This is a genomic window from Spirosoma humi, from assembly GCF_054776575.1.
Map to the genome: position 1 here is coordinate 273,173 of NZ_BAAHBR010000017.1, position 20,332 is coordinate 293,504.

General features: G+C 50.1%; 14 protein-coding genes. 7 read left to right on the top strand and 7 right to left on the bottom strand.

Features of this window, described 5'->3' with window-relative positions; genetic code table 11:
• On the bottom strand, window positions 1-1,952 hold a 1,952-nt coding region (locus ACYU8Y_RS23335; protein WP_460940555.1), incomplete at its 3' end, for a DNA polymerase III subunit gamma/tau.
• A gap of 249 nt (window positions 1,953-2,201) precedes the next feature.
• Window positions 2,202-3,524 (bottom strand): MFS transporter, encoded by a 1,323-nt coding sequence (locus ACYU8Y_RS23340; protein ID WP_460940556.1) that lies wholly within the window; start codon window positions 3,522-3,524, stop codon window positions 2,202-2,204.
• A 370-nt stretch (window positions 3,525-3,894) separates the two neighbouring features.
• Between ACYU8Y_RS23340 and ACYU8Y_RS23345 the strand changes: the two genes are divergently transcribed.
• From ACYU8Y_RS23345 to ACYU8Y_RS23355, 3 genes are all read left to right on the top strand, one after another.
• A complete protein-coding gene (locus tag ACYU8Y_RS23345; protein WP_460940557.1) occupies window positions 3,895-4,602 on the top strand; it encodes a GNAT family N-acetyltransferase in 708 nt (235 codons plus the stop codon).
• Between the two features lie 432 nt (window positions 4,603-5,034).
• Window positions 5,035-5,382 carry a hypothetical protein gene (locus ACYU8Y_RS23350; protein ID WP_460940558.1) on the top strand — a complete coding sequence of 116 codons (348 nt, stop codon included), beginning with the start codon at window positions 5,035-5,037 and terminating at the stop codon, window positions 5,380-5,382.
• Between the two features lie 141 nt (window positions 5,383-5,523).
• A complete protein-coding gene (locus tag ACYU8Y_RS23355) occupies window positions 5,524-6,840 on the top strand; it encodes a cryptochrome/photolyase family protein (protein ID WP_460940559.1) in 1,317 nt (438 codons plus the stop codon).
• Between the two features lie 53 nt (window positions 6,841-6,893).
• On the opposite strand, the gene ACYU8Y_RS23360 is transcribed toward ACYU8Y_RS23355, so the two are convergent.
• From ACYU8Y_RS23360 to recQ, 4 genes are all read right to left on the bottom strand, one after another.
• Entirely contained in the window at window positions 6,894-8,093 is a 1,200-nt protein-coding gene (locus tag ACYU8Y_RS23360) for a lytic transglycosylase domain-containing protein (RefSeq protein ID WP_460940561.1), read from the bottom strand.
• A 171-nt stretch (window positions 8,094-8,264) separates the two neighbouring features.
• Window positions 8,265-9,509 (bottom strand): lytic transglycosylase domain-containing protein, encoded by a 1,245-nt coding sequence (locus ACYU8Y_RS23365; RefSeq protein ID WP_460940562.1) that lies wholly within the window; start codon window positions 9,507-9,509, stop codon window positions 8,265-8,267.
• Between the two features lie 748 nt (window positions 9,510-10,257).
• Entirely contained in the window at window positions 10,258-11,310 is a 1,053-nt protein-coding gene (locus tag ACYU8Y_RS23370) for a lytic transglycosylase domain-containing protein (RefSeq protein ID WP_460940563.1), read from the bottom strand.
• A gap of 188 nt (window positions 11,311-11,498) precedes the next feature.
• Entirely contained in the window at window positions 11,499-13,622 is a 2,124-nt protein-coding gene (recQ, locus tag ACYU8Y_RS23375; protein WP_460940565.1) for a DNA helicase RecQ, read from the bottom strand.
• Between the two features lie 212 nt (window positions 13,623-13,834).
• Here recQ and ACYU8Y_RS23380 point away from each other — a divergent pair, with 212 nt between their 5' ends.
• Entirely contained in the window at window positions 13,835-14,431 is a 597-nt protein-coding gene (locus ACYU8Y_RS23380) for a hypothetical protein (RefSeq protein WP_460940566.1), read from the top strand.
• Between the two features lie 67 nt (window positions 14,432-14,498).
• Here the strand turns inward: ACYU8Y_RS23380 and ACYU8Y_RS23385 are convergent, their stop codons facing one another.
• Entirely contained in the window at window positions 14,499-15,023 is a 525-nt protein-coding gene (locus ACYU8Y_RS23385) for a hypothetical protein (RefSeq protein ID WP_460940567.1), read from the bottom strand.
• Window positions 15,024-15,218: 195 nt separating this feature from the next.
• Here ACYU8Y_RS23385 and ACYU8Y_RS23390 point away from each other — a divergent pair, with 195 nt between their 5' ends.
• From ACYU8Y_RS23390 to ACYU8Y_RS23400, 3 genes are all read left to right on the top strand, one after another.
• On the top strand, window positions 15,219-17,654 hold the full coding sequence (locus ACYU8Y_RS23390; RefSeq protein ID WP_460940568.1) for a penicillin acylase family protein: 2,436 nt from the start codon (window positions 15,219-15,221) through the stop codon (window positions 17,652-17,654).
• Window positions 17,655-17,779: 125 nt separating this feature from the next.
• Window positions 17,780-19,564: an arginine--tRNA ligase gene (argS, locus tag ACYU8Y_RS23395; RefSeq protein WP_460940569.1), complete on the top strand. Its 1,785-nt coding sequence runs from the start codon at window positions 17,780-17,782 to the stop codon at window positions 19,562-19,564.
• A gap of 66 nt (window positions 19,565-19,630) precedes the next feature.
• Entirely contained in the window at window positions 19,631-20,251 is a 621-nt protein-coding gene (locus tag ACYU8Y_RS23400; RefSeq protein WP_460940570.1) for a glutathione peroxidase, read from the top strand.
• The last annotated feature ends 81 nt before the right edge of the window (window positions 20,252-20,332 follow it).

A 20,332-nucleotide genomic window follows, 5' to 3' on the forward strand; every position in this document is an offset into this window, starting at 1 on the left:
ACTTCCAGGTTCAGCACTTTACGTAATTCGTGCAGGGCCGGGTTTTTTTCGGCCAGGAAGTTGAATTTATCCTGCGAGCTGTAAATCATCTTTTTGGTATCCTGGACGGTGACTTTGTGTTCCAACTGAATCTGGCTATTCTGAAGTTCAGCGCGTAGGTAACCCAGAAGTTCAGGCTTAAGATCGGTCAGGTACCCAACCTGCAACGTGTTGTCGAGCGTCAATTGAATCACGGTGCCCGTTAAAATCAAATCCCGATTCAGGACGAGCTGCTCCGTAGCGGAATCGTTCTGCTGCTGGCGTATTTTGGAAAATGCCCGCCAAACGTCGATCAATTCATCAAGCGTAAAGGGCTTATCCGGCCGTATCGGTGCGATTGATACGACATCCGTACTCGCATCGGCAGAAGGTATTACCGGACCCGTCGTCAGTGCTACCGTAGACCGCAATCGGCTGGTAGCCGGGCGTGGCGGTGGGGCTATCTGTGGTCTGGCCGGCGTTTCGGGTTTGATTGCCACCGTTGGCGTGCCTACGGTGACTGGCGCTGCGCCCGGCTTTACTTCGGCTGGTGCCGTTACCACTCCAGTTAACGCTACTGGCTGGCCACTTGGCTGAACTGACGCTGTTGATAAAGAACCGTTTGTGCCGCTACCGGCATAATAGCCATTGATCGGCTCACTCGTAATAGGCTGACTTTCAGCTAGCTGATGGCCGTTAGTCGTTGGCTGCTGCGAGGGATCGGGTGCTGGCTTGCCGTTTTTTTTTTCATCCCCCGATGGCTCGGCGGGAAAACGTTCAGGGGCAGCGTTACCATTCAGGGTAAGAACCGCGTCGGGCAGTGTATCCCAGTTGAGCAGGTTCCGCAGGTTGGCTAACTTCATCAGCCAGAGTTCCGTGTGTAGCCGCTGATCTTTGGCCTGCTTGTAATTCATGTCACACTGCCCGCCCAGACTGAGGGCCGACAGTAAAAACGACATGGGTGCCCGAACGGCCTGATCGAGATATTGCCGACGGACGTTTTCAGTCACTTGCAGCAACTGCACCGTTGCTGCATCTTTACAAACCATCAAATCGCGAAAATGGCGGCATAGCCCAACCACAAACTGATGGCCATCGAACCCCTTTCGCAGAATTTCATCGACCGTCAGCAGACTTTGTGGCAAATTCCCCGCCAGCAACAGGTCCGTTAATTTGAAGTAATAATCGTAGTCGAGAATATGCAGGTTGTCCAGTACTTCTTTGTACCGAATAATCCGGTCGGCCGCGAACGTCACGTTCAAATCGAACATGGACAGCGCATCCCGCAACCCACCATCGGCTTTCTGGGCAATCAGGTCAAGGGCTTCCGTTTCGGCGGTAATGCCTTCTTTGGCGGCAATGCTGGCAAGATGGCCAGCAATGTGCTGGGGCTGAATCCGATTGAAATCAAAAATCTGGCAGCGTGACAGAATCGTTGGCAGGATTTTGTGCTTTTCGGTCGTTGCCAGAATAAAAATAGCGTAGGAGGGCGGCTCCTCCAGCGTTTTCAAGAAGGCGTTGAAAGCTGCCGACGAGAGCATGTGAACCTCGTCAATGATATAGATCTTGTATTTACCCGATTGGGGCGGATACCGAACCTGGTCGATCAGATTCCGGATGTCTTCGACGGAGTTGTTCGAAGCCGCATCCAACTCGTGAATATTAAAGGAAGCATTTTGATTAAAACTTACGCACGACTCGCAGGCATCGCAGGCTTCTCCCTCGGCAGTCAGGTTCTGGCAGTTAATGGTTTTAGCCAGAATTCGGGCACAGGTTGTTTTGCCAACCCCGCGCGGCCCGCAAAACAGGAAAGCCGATGCTAAATGATTGGTCTTGATTGCATTCTTAAGGGTAGTGGTAATATGCTCTTGCCCCACAACCGTGTCGAAAGTAGCAGGGCGGTACTTGCGGGCCGAGACCACGAAATTTTCCATACTCAAAGTTAGCAAGGGCGGGGCGCATTTCAAACGAAGGATGACGTCTGTTCGGTATCAAATCTCCCGACCGCAACGGGGCACGCCCTTGAGCTCTGTTTTTTACGGTCACGGATGCGCTCGTTAAAAAGGACACCAGCCTGCCTGTTATCTGGGTAAATGCTCGGTACCCACGATAGCCTATCAATCGGAAACTTGCCGATCTGAGCCGGATGCTCGATAGCATAGGATGATATCGGACGACTAAAGCTAGTTTGATGTCCGGTAGTGCCTGATGGTAAACAGGGCCGTAAGCATGGCCACAACAGCAAGCCCACCCGCAACCAGGCCAATGGTAGGAACCGATACATAGGCCTGAGCATGACCAGCTAGGTACGATCCGGCAATATCGGATAGGTTTATAAAGGCCATGTACGTCGTGAACTGCGACCCTTCGACGCCCGGCCTGCAAATGGCCATGAGCATAGGCATGGCTGCAATACTGATACTTGGGTCCATAAAATAGAGCGCGATCAGGCCCGTTTGCGCCACTTCACGCTGAATCCATTGGGCCGATAAAGAATTGAATACAAGCAGATAAACGGCTACCATTGCCAGAATGACCACCAGTAATCGGCGTGGGCTAATGCGGTCGGCAATGTAGCCGCCCAGCAGTGCTACGCCCGTAGCTACCAGCATTCCATACGTACCCGTCAGACCGGAAACGGACGTGTCGGTCCAGCCCAGGGTATGAATCAAGTGATAGTTGTATCCCCGCATGAACAAACTGACACTGACGTAGGCCGCTACCACAGAGCCGAACAGAAGCAGACTTCGTTTGGCGAACAACCCCTTGAACAACTCCGTAAAAAGCCATCGGAAATCATGGTCTGGCCGCTCTGGTGGGTTGTCGGCGTTTGCTGAGCGGGGCGCTGATGGCTTTTGGTTAAACGAGGGCAGAAGCCGGTCGCCGGGACGCTCCCGAATAAAGAAGGTTAGTCCGGTCAGAGACAGCAGCAAAAGCGATTGAACGAGAGCCGCGTTGAAAAAGCCGTACGTCCGCAGCAGTTGCGAAAACACGGCTGCTCCAACACCGGTACCAATCAGAAAGCCGGCCCGCATAAAGGCATTGACACGGCCACGTTCGTCTTCCGGGATGACTGAGATGGCCATAGCATCCACACTGGCGTCCTGAACGGCGGCAAAAACGCTGTGTGTGAAGAAGAACCAGGCCAGCGTGATCACATGATTTACCGGGTCTTGGACAAATAGTAGGCTCAGCGATGCTAAACCGGCCAGGCATTGGGCACCGATAACCCAGGGTTTTCTACGCCCCATGGCCGAGTTCTGGTAGCGGTCGATAAGTGGACCCCATATAAACTGAAAAGCCCAGGGTAGTCCGGCGATGGCGGCAAAGGACCCAATAACGTTTGGTTTTATGCCTTCTGCTGCAAGGTAGTTGGTCAGCGCCGTCAGCGAAAAACCCGCCGGAATTCCCTGCATGACGTAGAGGTAGAAGAAGACAAAATACCGTAACAGCCGACTTTGGCTCAGCGTCAAAGCGTGGGTCGGAGGAGGCAGGGCCGTCAGCACAGATCGGGTTGAGTATGTAAGCCAATAACCTAAAGTATCGGCAACCAAACCTGTATGACTCAACGATTAATAAATATGTTTTGGCTGTTAACGAACTATCCTATAAAAAAACCGTTAGTGTATTGCAAGAACCGGATAATCTCTCTAACATTGTCCGCGTTTTCAGCGCGAAACCAATGGCCAAGCTCGTTTATTTACCGACCTTCTTCCATACTACGCCATTTCGGTTTAGGTCCGAAAGGACTACATCATTTTGTTTGCCTATGTGGTAAACTATTTCCGCCAATTTTCTCGTTTTATTCACCAAACCAACCAGCTCGGATTACGCTGTCTCCGTTTTTGCGGCTTTACAACCGCCCAATAAACGACAATGATCAAACCAGAAGTAGTTAACGATCTATATATCGTACAAGTCGCAAACGAAAACCATTTGCGACTGGCCGAAACCATCTGCCGGGAAATGGAAGAAAGCGCAAAAGCTCGGGGAACCGGCATTGCCAAGCGCTCGCCCATTTATGTGATGGAAAAAATGCTCGAAGGAAAAGCCATTGTGGCTATGACACTATCGGGCGAATGGGTTGGCTTTTGCTACATCGAAACCTGGGAACATGGTAAGTTTGTGGCCAACTCCGGGTTGATCGTTCATCCCGACTACCGTAAAAGCGGCATTGCGACGCGGATCAAGGCAAAGGCATTTGAACTGTCCCGGGCGATGTTTCCTACGGCCAAGATTATCGGCATTACGACGAGTCTGGCAGTCATGAAAATCAATTCCGATCTGGGTTATCAGCCCGTAACGCTCAGCGAACTACCTGCCGACGATGCCTTCTGGAAAGGTTGCCAGACCTGCGCCAATTTCGACATTCTGACCCGTACCAATCGTAAACACTGTTTGTGTACAGGTATGCAATACGATCCTGAAGAACACAAGAAAGAACAGAAGGATGAAAAGTGGAATTTCCTGAAGGAGTCGAGCTTGTATGAACGTTGGATGCGCATTAAGAAGCGTATCCTGATGCGCATTAGCCCTTCGGAACGGTCACGGTCCCGCCGTGAGCACGAGCTGGAAACTGCCTGATCGAAAGCCTGTAAAACAGAAAAGTCCCGAAGCAACTTCGGGACTTTTCTGTTTTACAGGCTTTCGGACTTTGCCACTCACTTGAAAACAACACCTGAATGTGATACAAATCTGCGGTATGTTATCTAAAAAAATGATATTTAACAATTTGATAACATTTGGGTAACATTGTGGTGCCAAATAATATTTTGTTTAATAACATTATTTTTGGCAGATGACCATTTTTTAGGTATTGATTGTCTCTTTGAAAGAATAATATAGATAAATAGGGAAATAGACTAAGCTAAGAAGACGCAACTATGGACTTGAGAACAGCATAGTTGGTAATATTTGGATAATATTAGCGTAATATTAAGGTAACATTAGTCGCTTCTATAACTTATGGCCTTGGGACGAGGGTTGTTTGTTTAATCATCTAATCACATTGAAGTCATGAAAAAGAATTTTGCTCTTCTCATGCTGGTAGGCTTCCTGGCAACGCAAGCCTACGCTGCGCCCATTAAAACAAGTAAACCCAAGGCCGTTAAGGCAACACTGGAAAATCAACTGGCGAAGTACGTTTCCTATCCGGATGCGCTCAAGCCGACCCAGCAGGCTGGTGTTGTGGTCATTCAGTTTAGGGTGAATACCGCTAACGAGCTTTGCCAGTTAGAAGTATTCAGCCAGAATGAACAACTCAACAATACATTGATTCGTCAGCTGACTGGCAAGAAAATAAACGGATACGGCAGCGATTCCGGCGAATTGCATACGGTTCGGCTGCGTTTCCAGCCAGAATAGTCTAGAAGCAGGTAGTTCACTTACGCGTTACTACCCGTACCCTTGTCGTTCGCTCTGTCGAATGATATTGTTCAGATCTGAACAATATCATTCGACAGAGCGATTTTTGTTTACCTGTTTCGTTGTAAACCTACCTACACAATGTCTGAACTGCTCTCGCTGGTCTGGCTCCGGCGCGATCTACGCCTGCACGATAATGCGGCTCTGTACCATGCCCTGAAACTGGGTCGCCCTGTTCTTCCCATTTTTATTTTCGACCGAACCATTCTCGATGCCCTGGACGACCGCTGCGACCGTCGGGTAGCATTCATTATTCAGGAGATCGACCGTTTGCGGGATGAGTTAGCTCAACTGGGTTCAACCATCCTTGTCCGGTATGGAACCCCGGTCGACGTGTGGAAGGAACTGATTACGCAGTATACCATAGGCGATGTGTTTGCCAATCACGATTATGAGGGCTATGCCAAAGAGCGCGATAAAGCTATTGGCAATCTGCTGGCCGAACACAACATTGGTTTTCACACCAGCAAAGACCAGACGCTGTTTGAGCGTGATGAGGTACTGAGTGGAAAAAAAACACCGTATACCGTTTTTACACCGTACAGCCGTAACTGGCGGGAAAAACTGACTGATTTTTACTTAAAAGCGTACCCAACGGAAAAATACGCCGGTCAGTACTGGAAAACGGAACCGCTCCCCATGCCTACGCTGAAAGATATGGATTTTCAGCCCGTGAGTGAACCGTTTCCCAAGCGAACGGTACCCGGGGAATTACTGGATGACTACAAAAAGACGCGTGATTTTCCGGCGTTGCCACATAGCACCAGTCAGTTAAGCATACACCTCCGGTTTGGTACAATCAGTGTTCGTGATCTGGCTCGTCAGGCCAAAGAGGCTGCTGATAAAACGTTTCTGAATGAACTGTGCTGGCGGGATTTCTACTTCCAGGTGCTGGATCATTTTCCGCATGTCGAGAAGAACTCGTTTCGGCGGCAATATGACCAAATTGAATGGCGCAATAATGAAGAAGAATTTGACAGATGGTGCCGTGGCGAAACGGGTTATCCCATTGTGGACGCGGGGATGCGTCAGTTAAATACCATCGGCTGGATGCATAACCGGGTCCGGATGATTACGGCCAGCTTTCTGTGCAAACACCTGCTTATCGACTGGCGATGGGGCGAAGCGTATTTCGGTAAAAAACTCCGCGACTATGACCTGTCTGCCAACAATGGTGGCTGGCAATGGGCGGCCGGGTCCGGTACGGATGCGGCTCCTTATTTCCGGGTTTTTAACCCTACGTTGCAAGCCGGTAAATTCGACCCCAAAAGAGTGTATGTCCGGCATTGGGTGCCGGAAGTAGACAAGCCGGACTACCCGAAGCCAATGGTTGAGCATGCGATGGCCCGACAACGAGCTATCGATACCTATCGCAAAGCACTGGCAAAGGTGAAGTAGTGATTTTCGTGGTACCGCCGGAGTAGGCTGTAGAGTCGCCCGTCTTTAGTGGATCAAAGTTTCCATTGGACGACCCAGCCTGGCTTCAGCACTTTGGGTTTGGGAACGCCCGCCAGCCCAGTAGCCGTGTTCATAGCAATGAGCGATAGCGGAACGGTTGTGCTGGTTTGGATCGAGACAGCTTTGGTCGCCCGAAAAAACAGGTTGCCTTTTGCATCGACATCATCGACAATGGCATACAACATATCACCCGCTTTCAGATCCGTTTGTTCAATCTGAACGTCTTCCGAGAGGGCAAAAGTCCAGCTTTGTCCTACTTTAAGTTGTCCGGGCCGGACAAGTCGGGCAACAACATCGCCTACGAAAATCGGTGGAGCCGCCGGTTTATTTTTGAGCAGTTCAGTTAACAGACTATCCATGACAACGGCTTCATTCCGGGTAGCGCGGGGTAGGTTGTCGGCTACATCAAAAGGGTCGTCCAGCGACTCGATGGAAACACCAGTCTGTTCAGGCTCCTGGTCCTGTAGCCAGCCCATGCGCCGGGCCTGTTCACGCTCCAGTTCATAAGCTTCCCCCGACGACACCAGCATGATCCCCACAGAGCCAAGGCCGTAGGATGGGTTGGTGAATAGCTCTTTCATCGCCAGAATACGGTATAAATAGTAGCCCGTTTCGGGGTTCATCGCCATCGCATAATAATCACGGTGACCCGCTTTGGAAATTTTACGTTGCACCATACCCACACCCCCGTTATAAGCTGCCGCCACGAGTGTCCATGAGCCCAGACGAGAATGGAGAAACGATATATACCGGCAGGCAGCTTCGGTCGATTTGACCAGATTTGAGCGCTCATCATTACCCGGTTTAATGGAAAGGCCCATGTCCTGAGCTGTCTCGTCCATAAATTGCCAGTAGCCAACGGCTCCGGCAGAAGAGACCGCATGGGCATTCCAGGCGCTTTCAATCAGGGGCAGGTATTTAAAATCATTAGGAATGTTATGCTTTTGCAAAATTGGCTCGATAACGGCAAAATAAGGGGCCGACCGGGCCTTTAACCCACTCAGGTGCCGTTCGTAACCCGAACGACTGGCTAACGCAAAGGCCAGTTTCGCCGAAACATTGCCCTGCTCAAGTGGTACCATTTCTCCGCAAAAATGCAATCGGCCGGGGCCTAACACAGCCCGCGATTCGGCTGGATAGTGTCGGCTGGATTTGCCTTTCGCAATAGTTGTCTTTTTCTGTGCCGATGCCATTGATGCAAGCAGCAGTAGGGTAGACAGCAAGGTAACAACTTTATGGGTAAGCCGTATCAAAACAAATAGCGTTGGGTAGACCTCTGGAAAACGATGCTATACCTTGATTTAGTTCGTCAATGAAGCGTAATAGAGTGACTTAACCCATGGTCATTACGCTGTTAGACCGCGTTAAAGCGATTTCCAGGTCAGTATCCAGCCTGACTTTATCTGGGCCAGGTCCGATAATTTAATGCCCGTACGACCCGTGGACGCATCTACCGCCGACAGAGCCAGCGAATACGTTTGCTTGTCGCTGGCCGAATACAGTTTTTCAGAACGCAGATAAACCTTATTGGCTTTGGTATCAATGTCTTCGATAACGGCGTAAAGAATATCCCCTTCCTCCACTTGCCGATCACCAGCCATGCCATCGCGAGTGAGGTTGAACACCCAAATCTGACCACGTTCCAGACCAGACGTTTCTGTTAAGCGTGCGCGAATACCACCCCTGAAGACATCGGCGGCATTAGGTAGTGGAATGTCTACCGTCCGACCCTTTGTTGCAGGCGAAGCATCTTTTACGGGTGTAGCGACAGCTTCTCTGGTGGCTTCATTCATGATAACCTCAGGTAGTAACACCTCATCATCAGCAGTCTGAGCATCTGATATGGAACCAAGTGGCTCGTCGAGCGTGGCCAGCATCTGGCCCGGAATCAGGCTTTTATACGAGCGATAATTGGAGAATAGTTCTTTGAAGGCTAGAATCCGGTATAGGTATTTACCCGTTTCGGCATTCAACCGAAGGTAATAATAATCGCGTTGCTGCTGCCGCCGAATGTTGCTGAGCAAGGCGCCAATCCCATTGTTATAGGCTGCCGCTGCGAGTGTCCATGACCCCAGCCGGTTGTGTAAATAGCGCAGATAGCGGCAGGCAGCATTGGTCGATTTGACCAGATGCTGGCGTTCGTCAGCCCCGTGTCCTATACTCAAGCCCAGTTCCCGGGCTGTAGCCGGCATAAACTGCCAATAGCCGGTGGCTCCCTTGGGTGATACGGCAAATCCCTGCAATGCGCTTTCTACCAAAGGCAAGTACTTGAAATCCAGGGGTATACCATGTCGGGCCAGAATAGGTTCAATAATCGGGAAAAAGACGGCTGCCCGTTGCCGGATACGCAATAACGCCTGATTTCTAGTCGTGTTCCGAACCAAAGCTGAAACCAGCCGACGGGCCACCACTTCTTCGTGGATAGGTACTGATTCACCACAAAAATAAACGGGAGGAAGGCCTGTCAGGAGCGTTGGGTCAACGGATATCGCAGGCGACAGGGCTGAAGATAACGTATAGTGTGGCCTGTTCAACGAAGCGCCGGGAGAGAAGGCACTAGCCACAATCAGTATTCCTGCCAGCACAAGCAGGGATAACTGGGTTCTCAAAAAGGGGAATACACGTTTTAGCATTATATATTCTTTAGACCTAATAGAGTGTCAACTGTAACATTATTATTTCTCAGAACTATATACTTCACTCTTGTTGATAAACCATCTTGTTTAGTGTATACACTGGCTAAGTGCCTCACTAACAGTGTTTAATGGTAGGTAGTGGAGTCAGAGTCCGTAGGGATGAGACCACGATAAAAAAGCGGGCCAGCTATCAAAGAAGGTGAGCCGCGGATAACCTGGCAGTCGGGGAGATGTAGAAACTGGTCGCATAGAGGTTACGGGAAGTTTTCTTTTTACAAGATAAATTCTCTGGATAAAGCATAGTAAAGACAAAGCGGCCATGGTTGCCGCATGGAAAAACGTAGACAAATGATGTGCTAAATCAAGCGATTGGACCTTTGCTATTCGCTACGATCGTACGATCATGACTAGTAGACTGGTATAGTATAAGGAGTATTCTGCGTACGATTGTAGTTTATAATGAATATCTAAATAATTGATTTATAGGGTATTGATTTATGGGACGGTTACAAATAGCGAAGGTTATGCCATTCTTTCTGTATTGAAATAGGTTGAAGTTGTTACATATTAATTACAGTAACTTATTTGTGCCTATCTGTGATGGAGTATAAACTTAGTTAATTAAGTTGATCAGCAAGTATTATGCCAGAGTAGACCTGTAAACAAGAGAAGCCGCCAGTAACGTGGCGGCTTCTCTTATGTATTAATCAGCTTTAGTTTCTTATAACCAGTCCCAAAAATGAAGAGGGCGAATCCCGCCTTGTGTTTTTCGTTTCAAAAAGCGCGGCCGACGGAATCGAAGGACCATCAACCCCATCATTAACTTTTTGATGGGCAAATGCTGGCCCTGCGTCTCCAGGTCAGAAAGGGGCATATTGGTTGTATGCGAAGTAGCTTGCGCAATGAGTTGTTCTGTATCCGATAACGTTCGGGTGAGGGCCGTATTTGGGCGTGGTCCCCAGGTAGAGTTATCTTCGTCAATCAGCTCGATTGTCGGTGAATCTTTGATTTTCTTCGGCAAGGCCAGGGGTTTATGCCAGCTTGGTAATGGCTTCATGAGCTCTGCCATTGTTGAACCACGCAGCATCAACGCATATTGGCGTGGGTTACTGAGCAACTCTTTGAAGGCCAGGATACGGAACAGGTAATGACTCGTTTCGCGGTGCAGGCGTAGTCGGTAATAATTTGATTGACCCTGTTGTTCCATTTTGTTGCGCACGTGTGTGATTCCACCATTGTAGGCAGCCGCCACGAGTGTCCAGGAGCCCAACTCCCGGTATAGTTGGTGTAAATGTCGGCAAACGGCAACTGTTGCTTTTTGTAGATTATAGCGTTCATCTACTTTGCCATTTACTTCCAGACCAAGTTCACGAGCCGTACCGGGCATCAATTGCCAATAGCCCGATGCGCCTTTGTAGGATACGCTGCTATTATCGAGCGCACTCTCGGCCAAGGGCATAAAACGGAAATCGCGGGGAATTTTGTATTTCCGTAGAATGGGGTCAATGATCGGAAAGAATGTAGAAGCCCGCATCCGAAGGTCAAGCAGAAATTCTTGCTGAGCACCATACATCCGAAGTGTCTGCCTCCATCGGCGGGAAACGTGTCGATCGCTTACCGGAACTTCTTCTCCGCAGAAATAAATAGGAAACTGGTGATTTGTTGAGTCAACGACCAAAAGTTGTGGGTTGTTCAATCCGTTCGACGACAGAGTTAACCGGCTCGTATCGGCCCCAAAAAAGGGGATCGCGAGGACCGGTTTTACAGCGGCCATGAGCAATGAAAAACTTACTTCTTTTATCAAAATTCTAGTAGTTGTTGTGACACATATAGACAAGAAAACCCGTACCGAAGTAGCGGGTTTGTCCAATTGTATAATACGAATCTAGGCGTTTTTTCCCTGTATACCAAATTATAACCTAAGAATTATCCAACGGTCCGCCCGAAAACAGGATTTTATTCTTATAATAGTCCTGCTACAAGGGTTAGCTTGCTGTAGTCATAGCGGCCACCCAAGTAATCAAAAACGGCCTTTAAACGCCCGTCTGCCATACCGACTGTAGCAATCGCCTTCTCGATTTCACGCCGTTCGATTGGGTCGATCAGGGAGACCAAGTCAATGTCGTAGCCGGATTTTGATAGCTGCACCAGATGACTCGCAACGGAGCCTGTTGTGAGCTGTCGCTGGGCCGCGATCTCAGCAATCGATAACCCGCTATTGTACAAATCAAGAGTTATCAACTGCGTTGACCCTTTGGGTTTTTCGCCCGCGTCGACCCGACCACGCACATAGCCGACAATCTCATCCAGAAAACGCTTGCCAAACAGTTGAAGCTTCCGTTCGCCAACCCCACTTACGTTGCGTAATGCATCGGGTGTAACAGGCCGCTGACGAGCCATGTCTTCGAGCGTCGTATCGGTAAAGATAACGTAAGGGGGCACGTTCTGTTCGTCGGCAAGTTCCTTACGCAGCACACGCAACCGCTCGAACAGCGTATCGCGCTGGGTTTCCGTTTTGGTTTTGATCTTCTCGACAACGGGCTTGGGTGCATCGTCCGGCCGAACAAGATCCACCTTGCGTCCGCCATACAAGACCTGTTCGGCCAGCATACCCCGGCGCAGGGCGTAGTGCTGGTCGTAAGCAATTTCAATGACCCCAATATTGATGAGTTGATGAATGTAATTTCGCCAGTCTTCAAAACGAAGGTCGCGGCCCGCGCCATAGGTTTTCACCTGATCGTAGCCGCCCTGAAGGACCTGCTGACTCCGGGAACCCCGCAAAATGTCGATCAGCAGATTCATCGGCACCCGCTCCCCCGTTCGAATGATGGCCGACAGCGCTTTTTGCGCCAGAATGGTGCCATCGAACGTAACGCGTGGATCACGGCAGACATCGCAATTGCCGCAGGGTTCGGCGAGTTCTTCCGAAAAGTAGGAGAGCAGAATCTGACGGCGGCAGGTGTGGGCGTCGGCGTATTGCTGCATGCGCTCCAGCTTAGCCAGTTGCAGGCCCAGGTTGGCCGGGCTGTTCTCGGCCAGCATTTCTTTGTACGTCGCTACATCGGCAAAACTGTAGAACAGGACGGTTTGGGCAGAAGCGCCATCGCGTCCGGCCCGCCCGATTTCCTGGTAAAAGCTTTCGATGTTTTTGGGCATGTTATAATGAATCACCCAGCGCACGTTCGACTTATCGATTCCCATGCCGAAGGCAATGGTCGCGCACATGATTCGCACATCGTCGCGCAGGAAAGCTTCCTGCGTTTTCGAGCGATCGGCCGGGTCCATTTTCGCGTGGTAAAAGGCCGCATTAAATCCTTTCTCCTGCAACTTGGCCGCCAGCGACTCGGTCGATTTACGACTCAGGCAGTAAATGATGCCCGACGAGTCTGGTTTCTGCTGTAGTAGCTTGATAATCTGCTGGATGCGATTCTGACCGGGAAGTACCTGTAAACTCAGGTTGGTCCGGTTAAATGAATCCACAAATACGGCCGGATCGTTCATGCCAAGCCGGGTGGCTATGTCCTGGCGGGTGAGCTTATCAGCCGTGGCAGTCAACGCAATGGTGGGCACATGCGGAAACTGCTCTTTCAGTACATGCAACTGCGTATATTCTGGCCGAAAATCGTGCCCCCAGGACGAGATGCAGTGGGCTTCATCAATGGCAAATAAGGATAGTTTGGTTAGGCTCAGGAATTGAAAAAACGATTCGGTCAGTAGCTTTTCCGGAGAAACGTACAGCAGTTTGAGCTTGCCGTTGATGCAATCGTCTTCGATTTCACGCTGCTCCCGGCTGGTCTGGGTGCTATTATAATAAGCGGCCTGGATACCGTTCATGTGTAGGGCGCCCACCTGGTCTTTCATCAGAGCAATCAGGGGCGACACCACAATAGTCAGACCCGGCAGCATCAGGGCCGGAATCTGAAAGCAAACGGACTTGCCTCCCCCGGTAGGCATGAGTACTACCGTATCGCGACCACTCAGAATAGACTGAATAATAGCCTCCTGCATGGGGCGGAAGCGATCATAGCCATAGTAGCGTTTGAGGTAATCGGCGGGTTGCTGCGTATTAGGTATTGAAACAGTCATCGACTTGTTGAAGAACGGGGAATGAATGCCCTTGTCAGGGGTAGATAGTCCACGTGAATGGTCTTTTGGTACTGATTAACAGACAACTATCGTTATTTCAAATTTAAGAAAAATTTAAGTCGTTTCCGTGGACGGATTCGTGATTTTATCCGCATCTTTCCGTCTCAAGAGCAAAAATTGGTTGTTCTAACATAAACCCCAATCCAACAACAATGAAAAAGAAACTGTTAGTTCTATGTCTGTCCCTTGGCCTGTTTATTGCCTTTGATGGTGCTGCTCAGGACACGAAAGGGTCGAAGGAGAAAGCGAAAAAAGAAATGAACGCGGCCGATGCATCGGCTAAAGCAGCCGCTAAGGCGGAAACCAAAGCGGCTAAGGAAGCAGCTAAAGAGGCTAAGAAAGACACCAAAGCCGCGGCCAAAGAAGCAAAAGCGGATGCCGGTGCTACGACCGATGCCGCGAAGCAGGCAGCTGTAAATGATCGGATGGCTGCTGCCAGAGCCGCTAAAGCCGCCAAGAAGGCAGCCGCCGACGGAACAACAGCCGCTGCCGCTACGACAGACAAGGCTGCCAGGAAAGCCGACAAGATGGCTGACAACTCGGGTCTGAAAGATGACAAAATGAGCAAGTCAAAAAGCTCGACGGGACAGATGAAAGAAGAAAAGGCAACCCCGGCTGACTACAAAGCCCCGGTTGATCCGTCCCAGAGAGGACCTAATGGCGAGAAAGTAATGACGGGTCCGCGTGGTGGGAAATTCTACATCAATAAAAACGGCAACAAAACGTATTTGAGCAGCATAAAAGGATAATCTAGGCAGCAGATAGAAGAAGGGATAGGCAGCGGCTTGATAAGCAGTGTCTATCCCTTTTTTGTTGTTAATAATTGGACTGATACGAATTTTCGAAGGGTGCTGTACCGCTGATAATCCCATCTTTGATGAGTTGCTGAACAATCTGGCGGGGCGGCACTTCAGTAACGCCACCTGTTGTGACAATCGCTTTCCAGAAGGGTTTGTTAGTCGTCAGGTTGGTCATGACCAGCAGAAGTTCATTGTTGGAGGAGATGGACCGACCGTAGCCGGATGTGTAACTGCGATTGAAGTCGATGCTCAGACTGACCTCACTCTGGCAGGTCTGCCGTTGTTTCTCAATATTCTCTTCGGGGCTATCAAAGTCAATGGGACTATTGGAAACCGTACATACCTGATAACCCGTTGGAAAAGCTGCCTGAAAACGGGGTAGGTAGGTCGGTGCCATATTGGGTAGGTTCGACACAATCAGGATGCGCTTAAACTGGGGCTTATCATCCGGTTTTACGTTACTGTGTATAGACACGGTCATGCAGCCCGACAGGCTGGTTAAAAAGAGGACCCACAAAAGTTTATGTGCTACAGTATACATAAGGCTGAGTCTGTTAGTTAGGCATAAAAGAACGATATAATTATGGTTGAATCGTTAAGGGATCGTTAATGTTGCTGCATTTATGGTGCTTCCGGTCAACAGGAAAATACCATTGACTAGAGTTCTTTCTAAACTAAGGCCAAAAATCAGACGACAGAGAAAGATTTTGCTATGTTCAGGGTATAAACTGAGCACATGCGCCAATTACGTTATCTGATCGCCCTTCTCCTGCCCATTTACTGCCATGCCCAATCCAGCCAAACGATACAGACGGCCGGGCTTCAGCAACCTGTCGAGATTATCCGTGATCGGTGGGGCGTCAATCACATTTTCGCTAAAAACGAACACGATTTATTCTTTGCACAGGGATACTCAGCGGCTCAGGATCGCCTATTTCAGTTAGAGATCTGGCGTCGGCAGGCTACGGGTACGGTAGCTGAATTACTCGGTCCGCAGGAAATCAAACGGGATATTGGCACTCGTTTGTTTCGGTACAAAGGGAATATCACGAAAGAACTGCTGCATTACCATCCGCGCGGACCGCAAATCGTTGGGGCATTTGTTGAGGGGATCAATGCCTATATCACTCAGGTTCTGAAAACGCCCGAAAAGCTCCCGTTCGAGTTTCGGGTACTCAAAACAACACCGGGCCTGTGGACGCCCGAGGTTGTCATTAGCCGCCACCAGGGCCTAATGTATAATGTCCGGGAAGAGTTGAACTATGCCAGGCTGGTTAAGTTAGTGGGACCCGATAAGCTTCGGCAATTGCAATGGTTTCATCCAGCCGCAACATCGACCGAACCGGACCTCACGCTGCACGTAGCTGGAGACGAGCTTTTTCAGCCCATTCTGGAACTGTACGAAGCGTTTCGCTTGCCCTTGAAGTTTGAAGGACAGGCGACCAAAGCCGACGAAGATGAAGCCCGCTTGCGTAAGCCGGGTCCGCTTTTGGGGGACGTTTCCGGTTTTGAGGCCGAAAAGAACTACAATGGCTCCAACAACTGGGTTATATCGGGCACTAAATCGGCGAGTGGATACCCAATGCTGGCCAACGACCCACACCGCGCCCAATCAACACCATCCCTGCGATACTGGGTTCACCTGCACGCTCCCGGCGTGGATTCACCGGGCAAATCCACGCCGGGCTGGAATGTAGTTGGGGCGGGGGAGCCCACGCTGCCGGGTGTCTCGGTTGGGCATAATGAGTACGGCGCCTGGGGCCTGACAATTTTTGAGACAGACAACGAAGACTTGTACGTCTATGACACCAACCCATCCAATCCGAACCAGTATCGCTATCGGGGAAAGGGTTCGGCAGCCCATTGGGAATCCATGAAAATCCTGACGGAAACCATTCCCGTAAAGGGTGGAAAATCCGAAAAGGCTACGTTAAAATACACCCGGCATGGTCCCGTGGTTTTCGAAGATGCCCAACACCACAAAGCCTATGCGATTCGGACGGGTGGGCTCGAAATCGGTTCGGCGCCTTACCTGGCTAGTTTGCGGATGAATCAGGCGCGCAACTGGGCGGAGTTTAGGCAAGCCTGTCTATTCAGCCGGGTACCGGGTGAGAACATGATTTGGGCAGACAGAACAGGGACAATTGGCTGGCAGGCCGTAGGTCTGTCGCCCATACGGAAGTCCAGCCAGGGAAAGAGCTACACGGGTCTGTTGCCGGTGCCCGGCGATGGACGGTTTGAGTGGGCCGGATTTCTGCCCATCGAGAAATTGCCCAACAAACTTAATCCACCCGAAGGGTATGTCGCAACGGCCAATAACAACCTGACACCCGTTAGCTTTCCCAATCGAAACGCTATTGGCTGGACATGGGCCAGTCCTTCGCGGGCATACCGGATCGAGGAAGTGCTGAACGATGGTACCCGCAAGAACCTGGTCGATTTTATGGCCTTGCAAGCGGATTACCTCTCTATTTCGGCCCGAACGCTGGCTCCCCTGCTTCAGAATCTGGCATCACCGAACGATCGTACCGAACAGGCGCTGAGTTATCTCCGCAAGTGGGATTATAAACTTACGCCCAACTCGGTTCCGGCTTCCATTTACGTAGCCTGGGAGGAGCAACTGAAACAGGCTGTTTACCTGGCCAACGTGCCCACCAACGCCCGTCCCTATTTAAAAAGTTTGCCGACTAAACGGGTCATGGATGCCTTACTGATTCCAACAACGGGCCGTGATAGTCTGCTATTAAGTTGCCTTGATCGGGCGGTTACGGAACTCACCACCCGGCTCGGCTCCGACATGGACGATTGGGTGTATGGACAGCGAAAGAACAAACACATTACACTGACCCATCCGCTTAGTAATCTGGTCGACAAGGCAATGCGGCAGAAAATCAACCTTGGTCCGGTGGCGCGGGGTGGTTATGGCGAAACCGTTAATGCCACGGCCAACAGCCTGAATCAAACGCATGGCGCATCGTTTCGTATACTGGTCGATACGGAAGACTGGGATAAAACGCTGGGCATCAACAGCCCCGGCCAATCGGGCGATCCGGCCAGTCCGCACTATAGCGATCTGTTCTCACTCTGGGCCGAAAACGGTTATTTCCCGGTCTTCTTCTCAAAAGAAAAAATCAAGACGGTTGCCGAGGGCACTACCGTGCTCAAACCCTAAGTAACGCGGATCGCACGGGCGCACCGATCCTAACGGCGTAAATACGGGTTAAAACCTTACACTGCGGCTACGCAGACTGGACATGCGCACTACACTAAGCGCTACATTTTGTACTTTTGTGGATAATGGATATTCAATCAAAAGTAGAAGCCGATATTTTACGGTCAATCACCGAACTTTATCCCGGTCATACCGGCGCTGTGCAACTTACGCCGACCAAAAAAGAGTTTGAAGGACAGTACACCTTCGTTACGTTTCCTTACACAAAAGTTCTCCGCCAGGCACCCGCTCAAATTGGTCAGGCCATCGGTAACTGGCTCCTCGCGAACAGCTCCATTGTGCGTGCGTTCAATGTGGTACAGGGCTTTCTGAACATCAGTATTGCCGATGCTGCCTGGATTGACGTTCTCAATGATATAGCTACTGATCCATCATTCGGTACACTGCCTAAGAAAGGGCAATCGGTGATGGTTGAATTCTCTTCACCCAATACCAACAAACCGCTTCACCTCGGCCATTTGCGGAATAACTTTCTGGGGGATTCGGTCAGCCGGATTCTGGCCGCAAGCGGTTACGATGTAGTGAAAACCTGTATCGTCAACGACCGGGGCGTTCATATCTGTAAGTCCATGCTGGCCTACCAGATGTTCGGTAATGGAGAAACGCCCGAGTTGGCGGGCCTGAAAGGCGATCACCTGATTGGGAAATACTACGTACTGTTCGACAAGGCGTATAAAGCCCAGGTTGAAGAGATGGTAAGCCAGGGAGCCGTGAAGGAAGAAGCCGAAAAACGCGCGCCACTAATGCTGGAAGTTCAGCAGATGCTGCGGCTCTGGGAGCAGGGCGACCCCGAAACGGTGGCTCTCTGGCGTAAATTAAATGACTGGGTCTATGCTGGTTTCGATACGACCTACAAAACCATTGGCGTTCGTTTCGACAAGACGTATTACGAGTCGAATACGTACCTGCTCGGTAAGGAAATTGTCGAAGAAGGAATCCAGAAGGAGGTTTTTTATCGTAAAGAAGACAACTCCGTGTGGATCGATCTGACAGAAGAAGGCCTGGATCAGAAACTGGTTCTGCGTTCCGATGGTACATCGGTATACATGACCCAGGACTTGGGCACGACTGATCTGAAGTTCCAGGATTTCCACAGCGATCGCCAGATATGGGTGGTTGGCAATGAGCAGGATTATCATTTTAACGTTTTGTTTGCTATCCTGCGTCGGTTGGGAAGGCCCTACGCCCGTGAGTTGTACCACCTGTCCTATGGCATGGTCGATTTGCCGACGGGCAAAATGAAATCGCGGGAAGGCACGGTTGTCGATGCGGATGATTTGATTCAGGAAACAACGAATGCGGCTTCGACAGCTGCCGACGAAGCCGCCAAAGGCAAACTCGATGAATTTGATGAAGCCGAGAAAAAAGCGCTGTTTCAGATGCTTGGCCTGGGTGCCCTGAAATATTACCTGCTGAAAGTTGACCCGCAGAAACGAATGCAGTTCAACCCCGAAGAGTCTGTGGATTTGCACGGCAATACGGGCCCTTATATTCAGTATGTATATGCCCGGATTCAGTCTATTCTGCGCAAAGCCAGGGATCGGGATCGGGTAGCCGACGGTATCGTTTCGGTTACGCAGTTAGATGTCGTTGAACAGCAACTGGTGTTTTTGCTCAGTCAATATCCGCAACGTGTTGGCGAGGCCGGAACGGCCTTTGCGCCTTCTTACATTGCGCAATATGTTTATGAGTTGGCTAAGACATTTAACCAGTTTTACGATAAACTGTCAATCCTTCAGGAAACGGATGCCGTGACGCTTCATGCCCGGCTGATTTTATCGAAATCGGTTGGTGAAACTATTCGGAAAGCAATGGGTTTATTGGGCATAGATGTTCCCGAAAGAATGTAGGTAGCTGCTTATGTTTCAGTGCATTTAATTTACCTTCACCCGAGTCTACTAACTGTTATACTAACCATGAAAAAGAATCTTGTTTTTACTTTAATCGGCGTCGTACTCGTTGCGACCCTCACCAGTTTTATGTCTTTATCTACTCTAGTTAAAGGAATCTTCAGCGACAAAAAAGAAGCGGTTGCTGCGCCGGCCAATGTTAGTGCACCCACCAAAAGTCTGTACGATTTTACCGTTAAATCATTGGACGGAAAGCCCGTATCGTTAAGCGGGTTCAAAGGCAAAAAAGTAGTTATTCTCAACGTGGCGTCGAAATGTGGTTTCACCCCGCAGTATGCCGACTGGGAGAAGTTCTACAAAGAACATGGCGACAAAGTCGTTGTACTTGGGTTTCCCGCTAATAACTTTGGCAGCCAGGAGCCAGGCAGCAGCGAAGAGATCGCTACCTTCTGTCAGAAGAATTATGGTGTTACGTTCCCCATGTTCGAGAAAGTATCTGTACTGGGTGCCGATCAGGCTCCGATATACAAATGGCTGACCGATAAGTCGATGAATGGCTGGAACGACAAAGTGCCAACCTGGAATTTCTGCAAGTACGTCATCAATGAAAAAGGCGAACTAACGAATTTCTTCGCGTCGAAAGTAAAGCCGACGGATGAAGAATTTAAAAAAGCAGTAGGCATTTAAAGGCGAAAGAGCGAAACCGGGCCGCCGGTGCGGAGTGAAAGAGGGAAAAGATAGCAGCAGCCATTTTCACTCCGCACCGGC

What these genes read in the sequence shown, in the direction of transcription:
- ACYU8Y_RS23400 (WP_460940570.1), top strand. Translation starts at nt 19,631, where the DNA reads ATGAAAAAGAATCTTGTTTTTACTTTAATCGGCGTCGTACTCGTTGCG.
- ACYU8Y_RS23350 (WP_460940558.1), top strand. Translation starts at nt 5,035, where the DNA reads ATGAAAAAGAATTTTGCTCTTCTCATGCTGGTAGGCTTCCTGGCAACG.
- recQ (WP_460940565.1), bottom strand. Translation starts at nt 13,622, where the DNA reads ATGACTGTTTCAATACCTAATACGCAGCAACCCGCCGATTACCTCAAA.
- ACYU8Y_RS23390 (WP_460940568.1), top strand. Translation starts at nt 15,219, where the DNA reads ATGCGCCAATTACGTTATCTGATCGCCCTTCTCCTGCCCATTTACTGC.
- ACYU8Y_RS23345 (WP_460940557.1), top strand. Translation starts at nt 3,895, where the DNA reads ATGATCAAACCAGAAGTAGTTAACGATCTATATATCGTACAAGTCGCA.
- argS (WP_460940569.1), top strand. Translation starts at nt 17,780, where the DNA reads ATGGATATTCAATCAAAAGTAGAAGCCGATATTTTACGGTCAATCACC.
- ACYU8Y_RS23370 (WP_460940563.1), bottom strand. Translation starts at nt 11,310, where the DNA reads ATGGCCGCTGTAAAACCGGTCCTCGCGATCCCCTTTTTTGGGGCCGAT.
- ACYU8Y_RS23360 (WP_460940561.1), bottom strand. Translation starts at nt 8,093, where the DNA reads ATGGCATCGGCACAGAAAAAGACAACTATTGCGAAAGGCAAATCCAGC.
- ACYU8Y_RS23385 (WP_460940567.1), bottom strand. Translation starts at nt 15,023, where the DNA reads ATGTATACTGTAGCACATAAACTTTTGTGGGTCCTCTTTTTAACCAGC.
- ACYU8Y_RS23355 (WP_460940559.1), top strand. Translation starts at nt 5,524, where the DNA reads ATGTCTGAACTGCTCTCGCTGGTCTGGCTCCGGCGCGATCTACGCCTG.
- ACYU8Y_RS23380 (WP_460940566.1), top strand. Translation starts at nt 13,835, where the DNA reads ATGAAAAAGAAACTGTTAGTTCTATGTCTGTCCCTTGGCCTGTTTATT.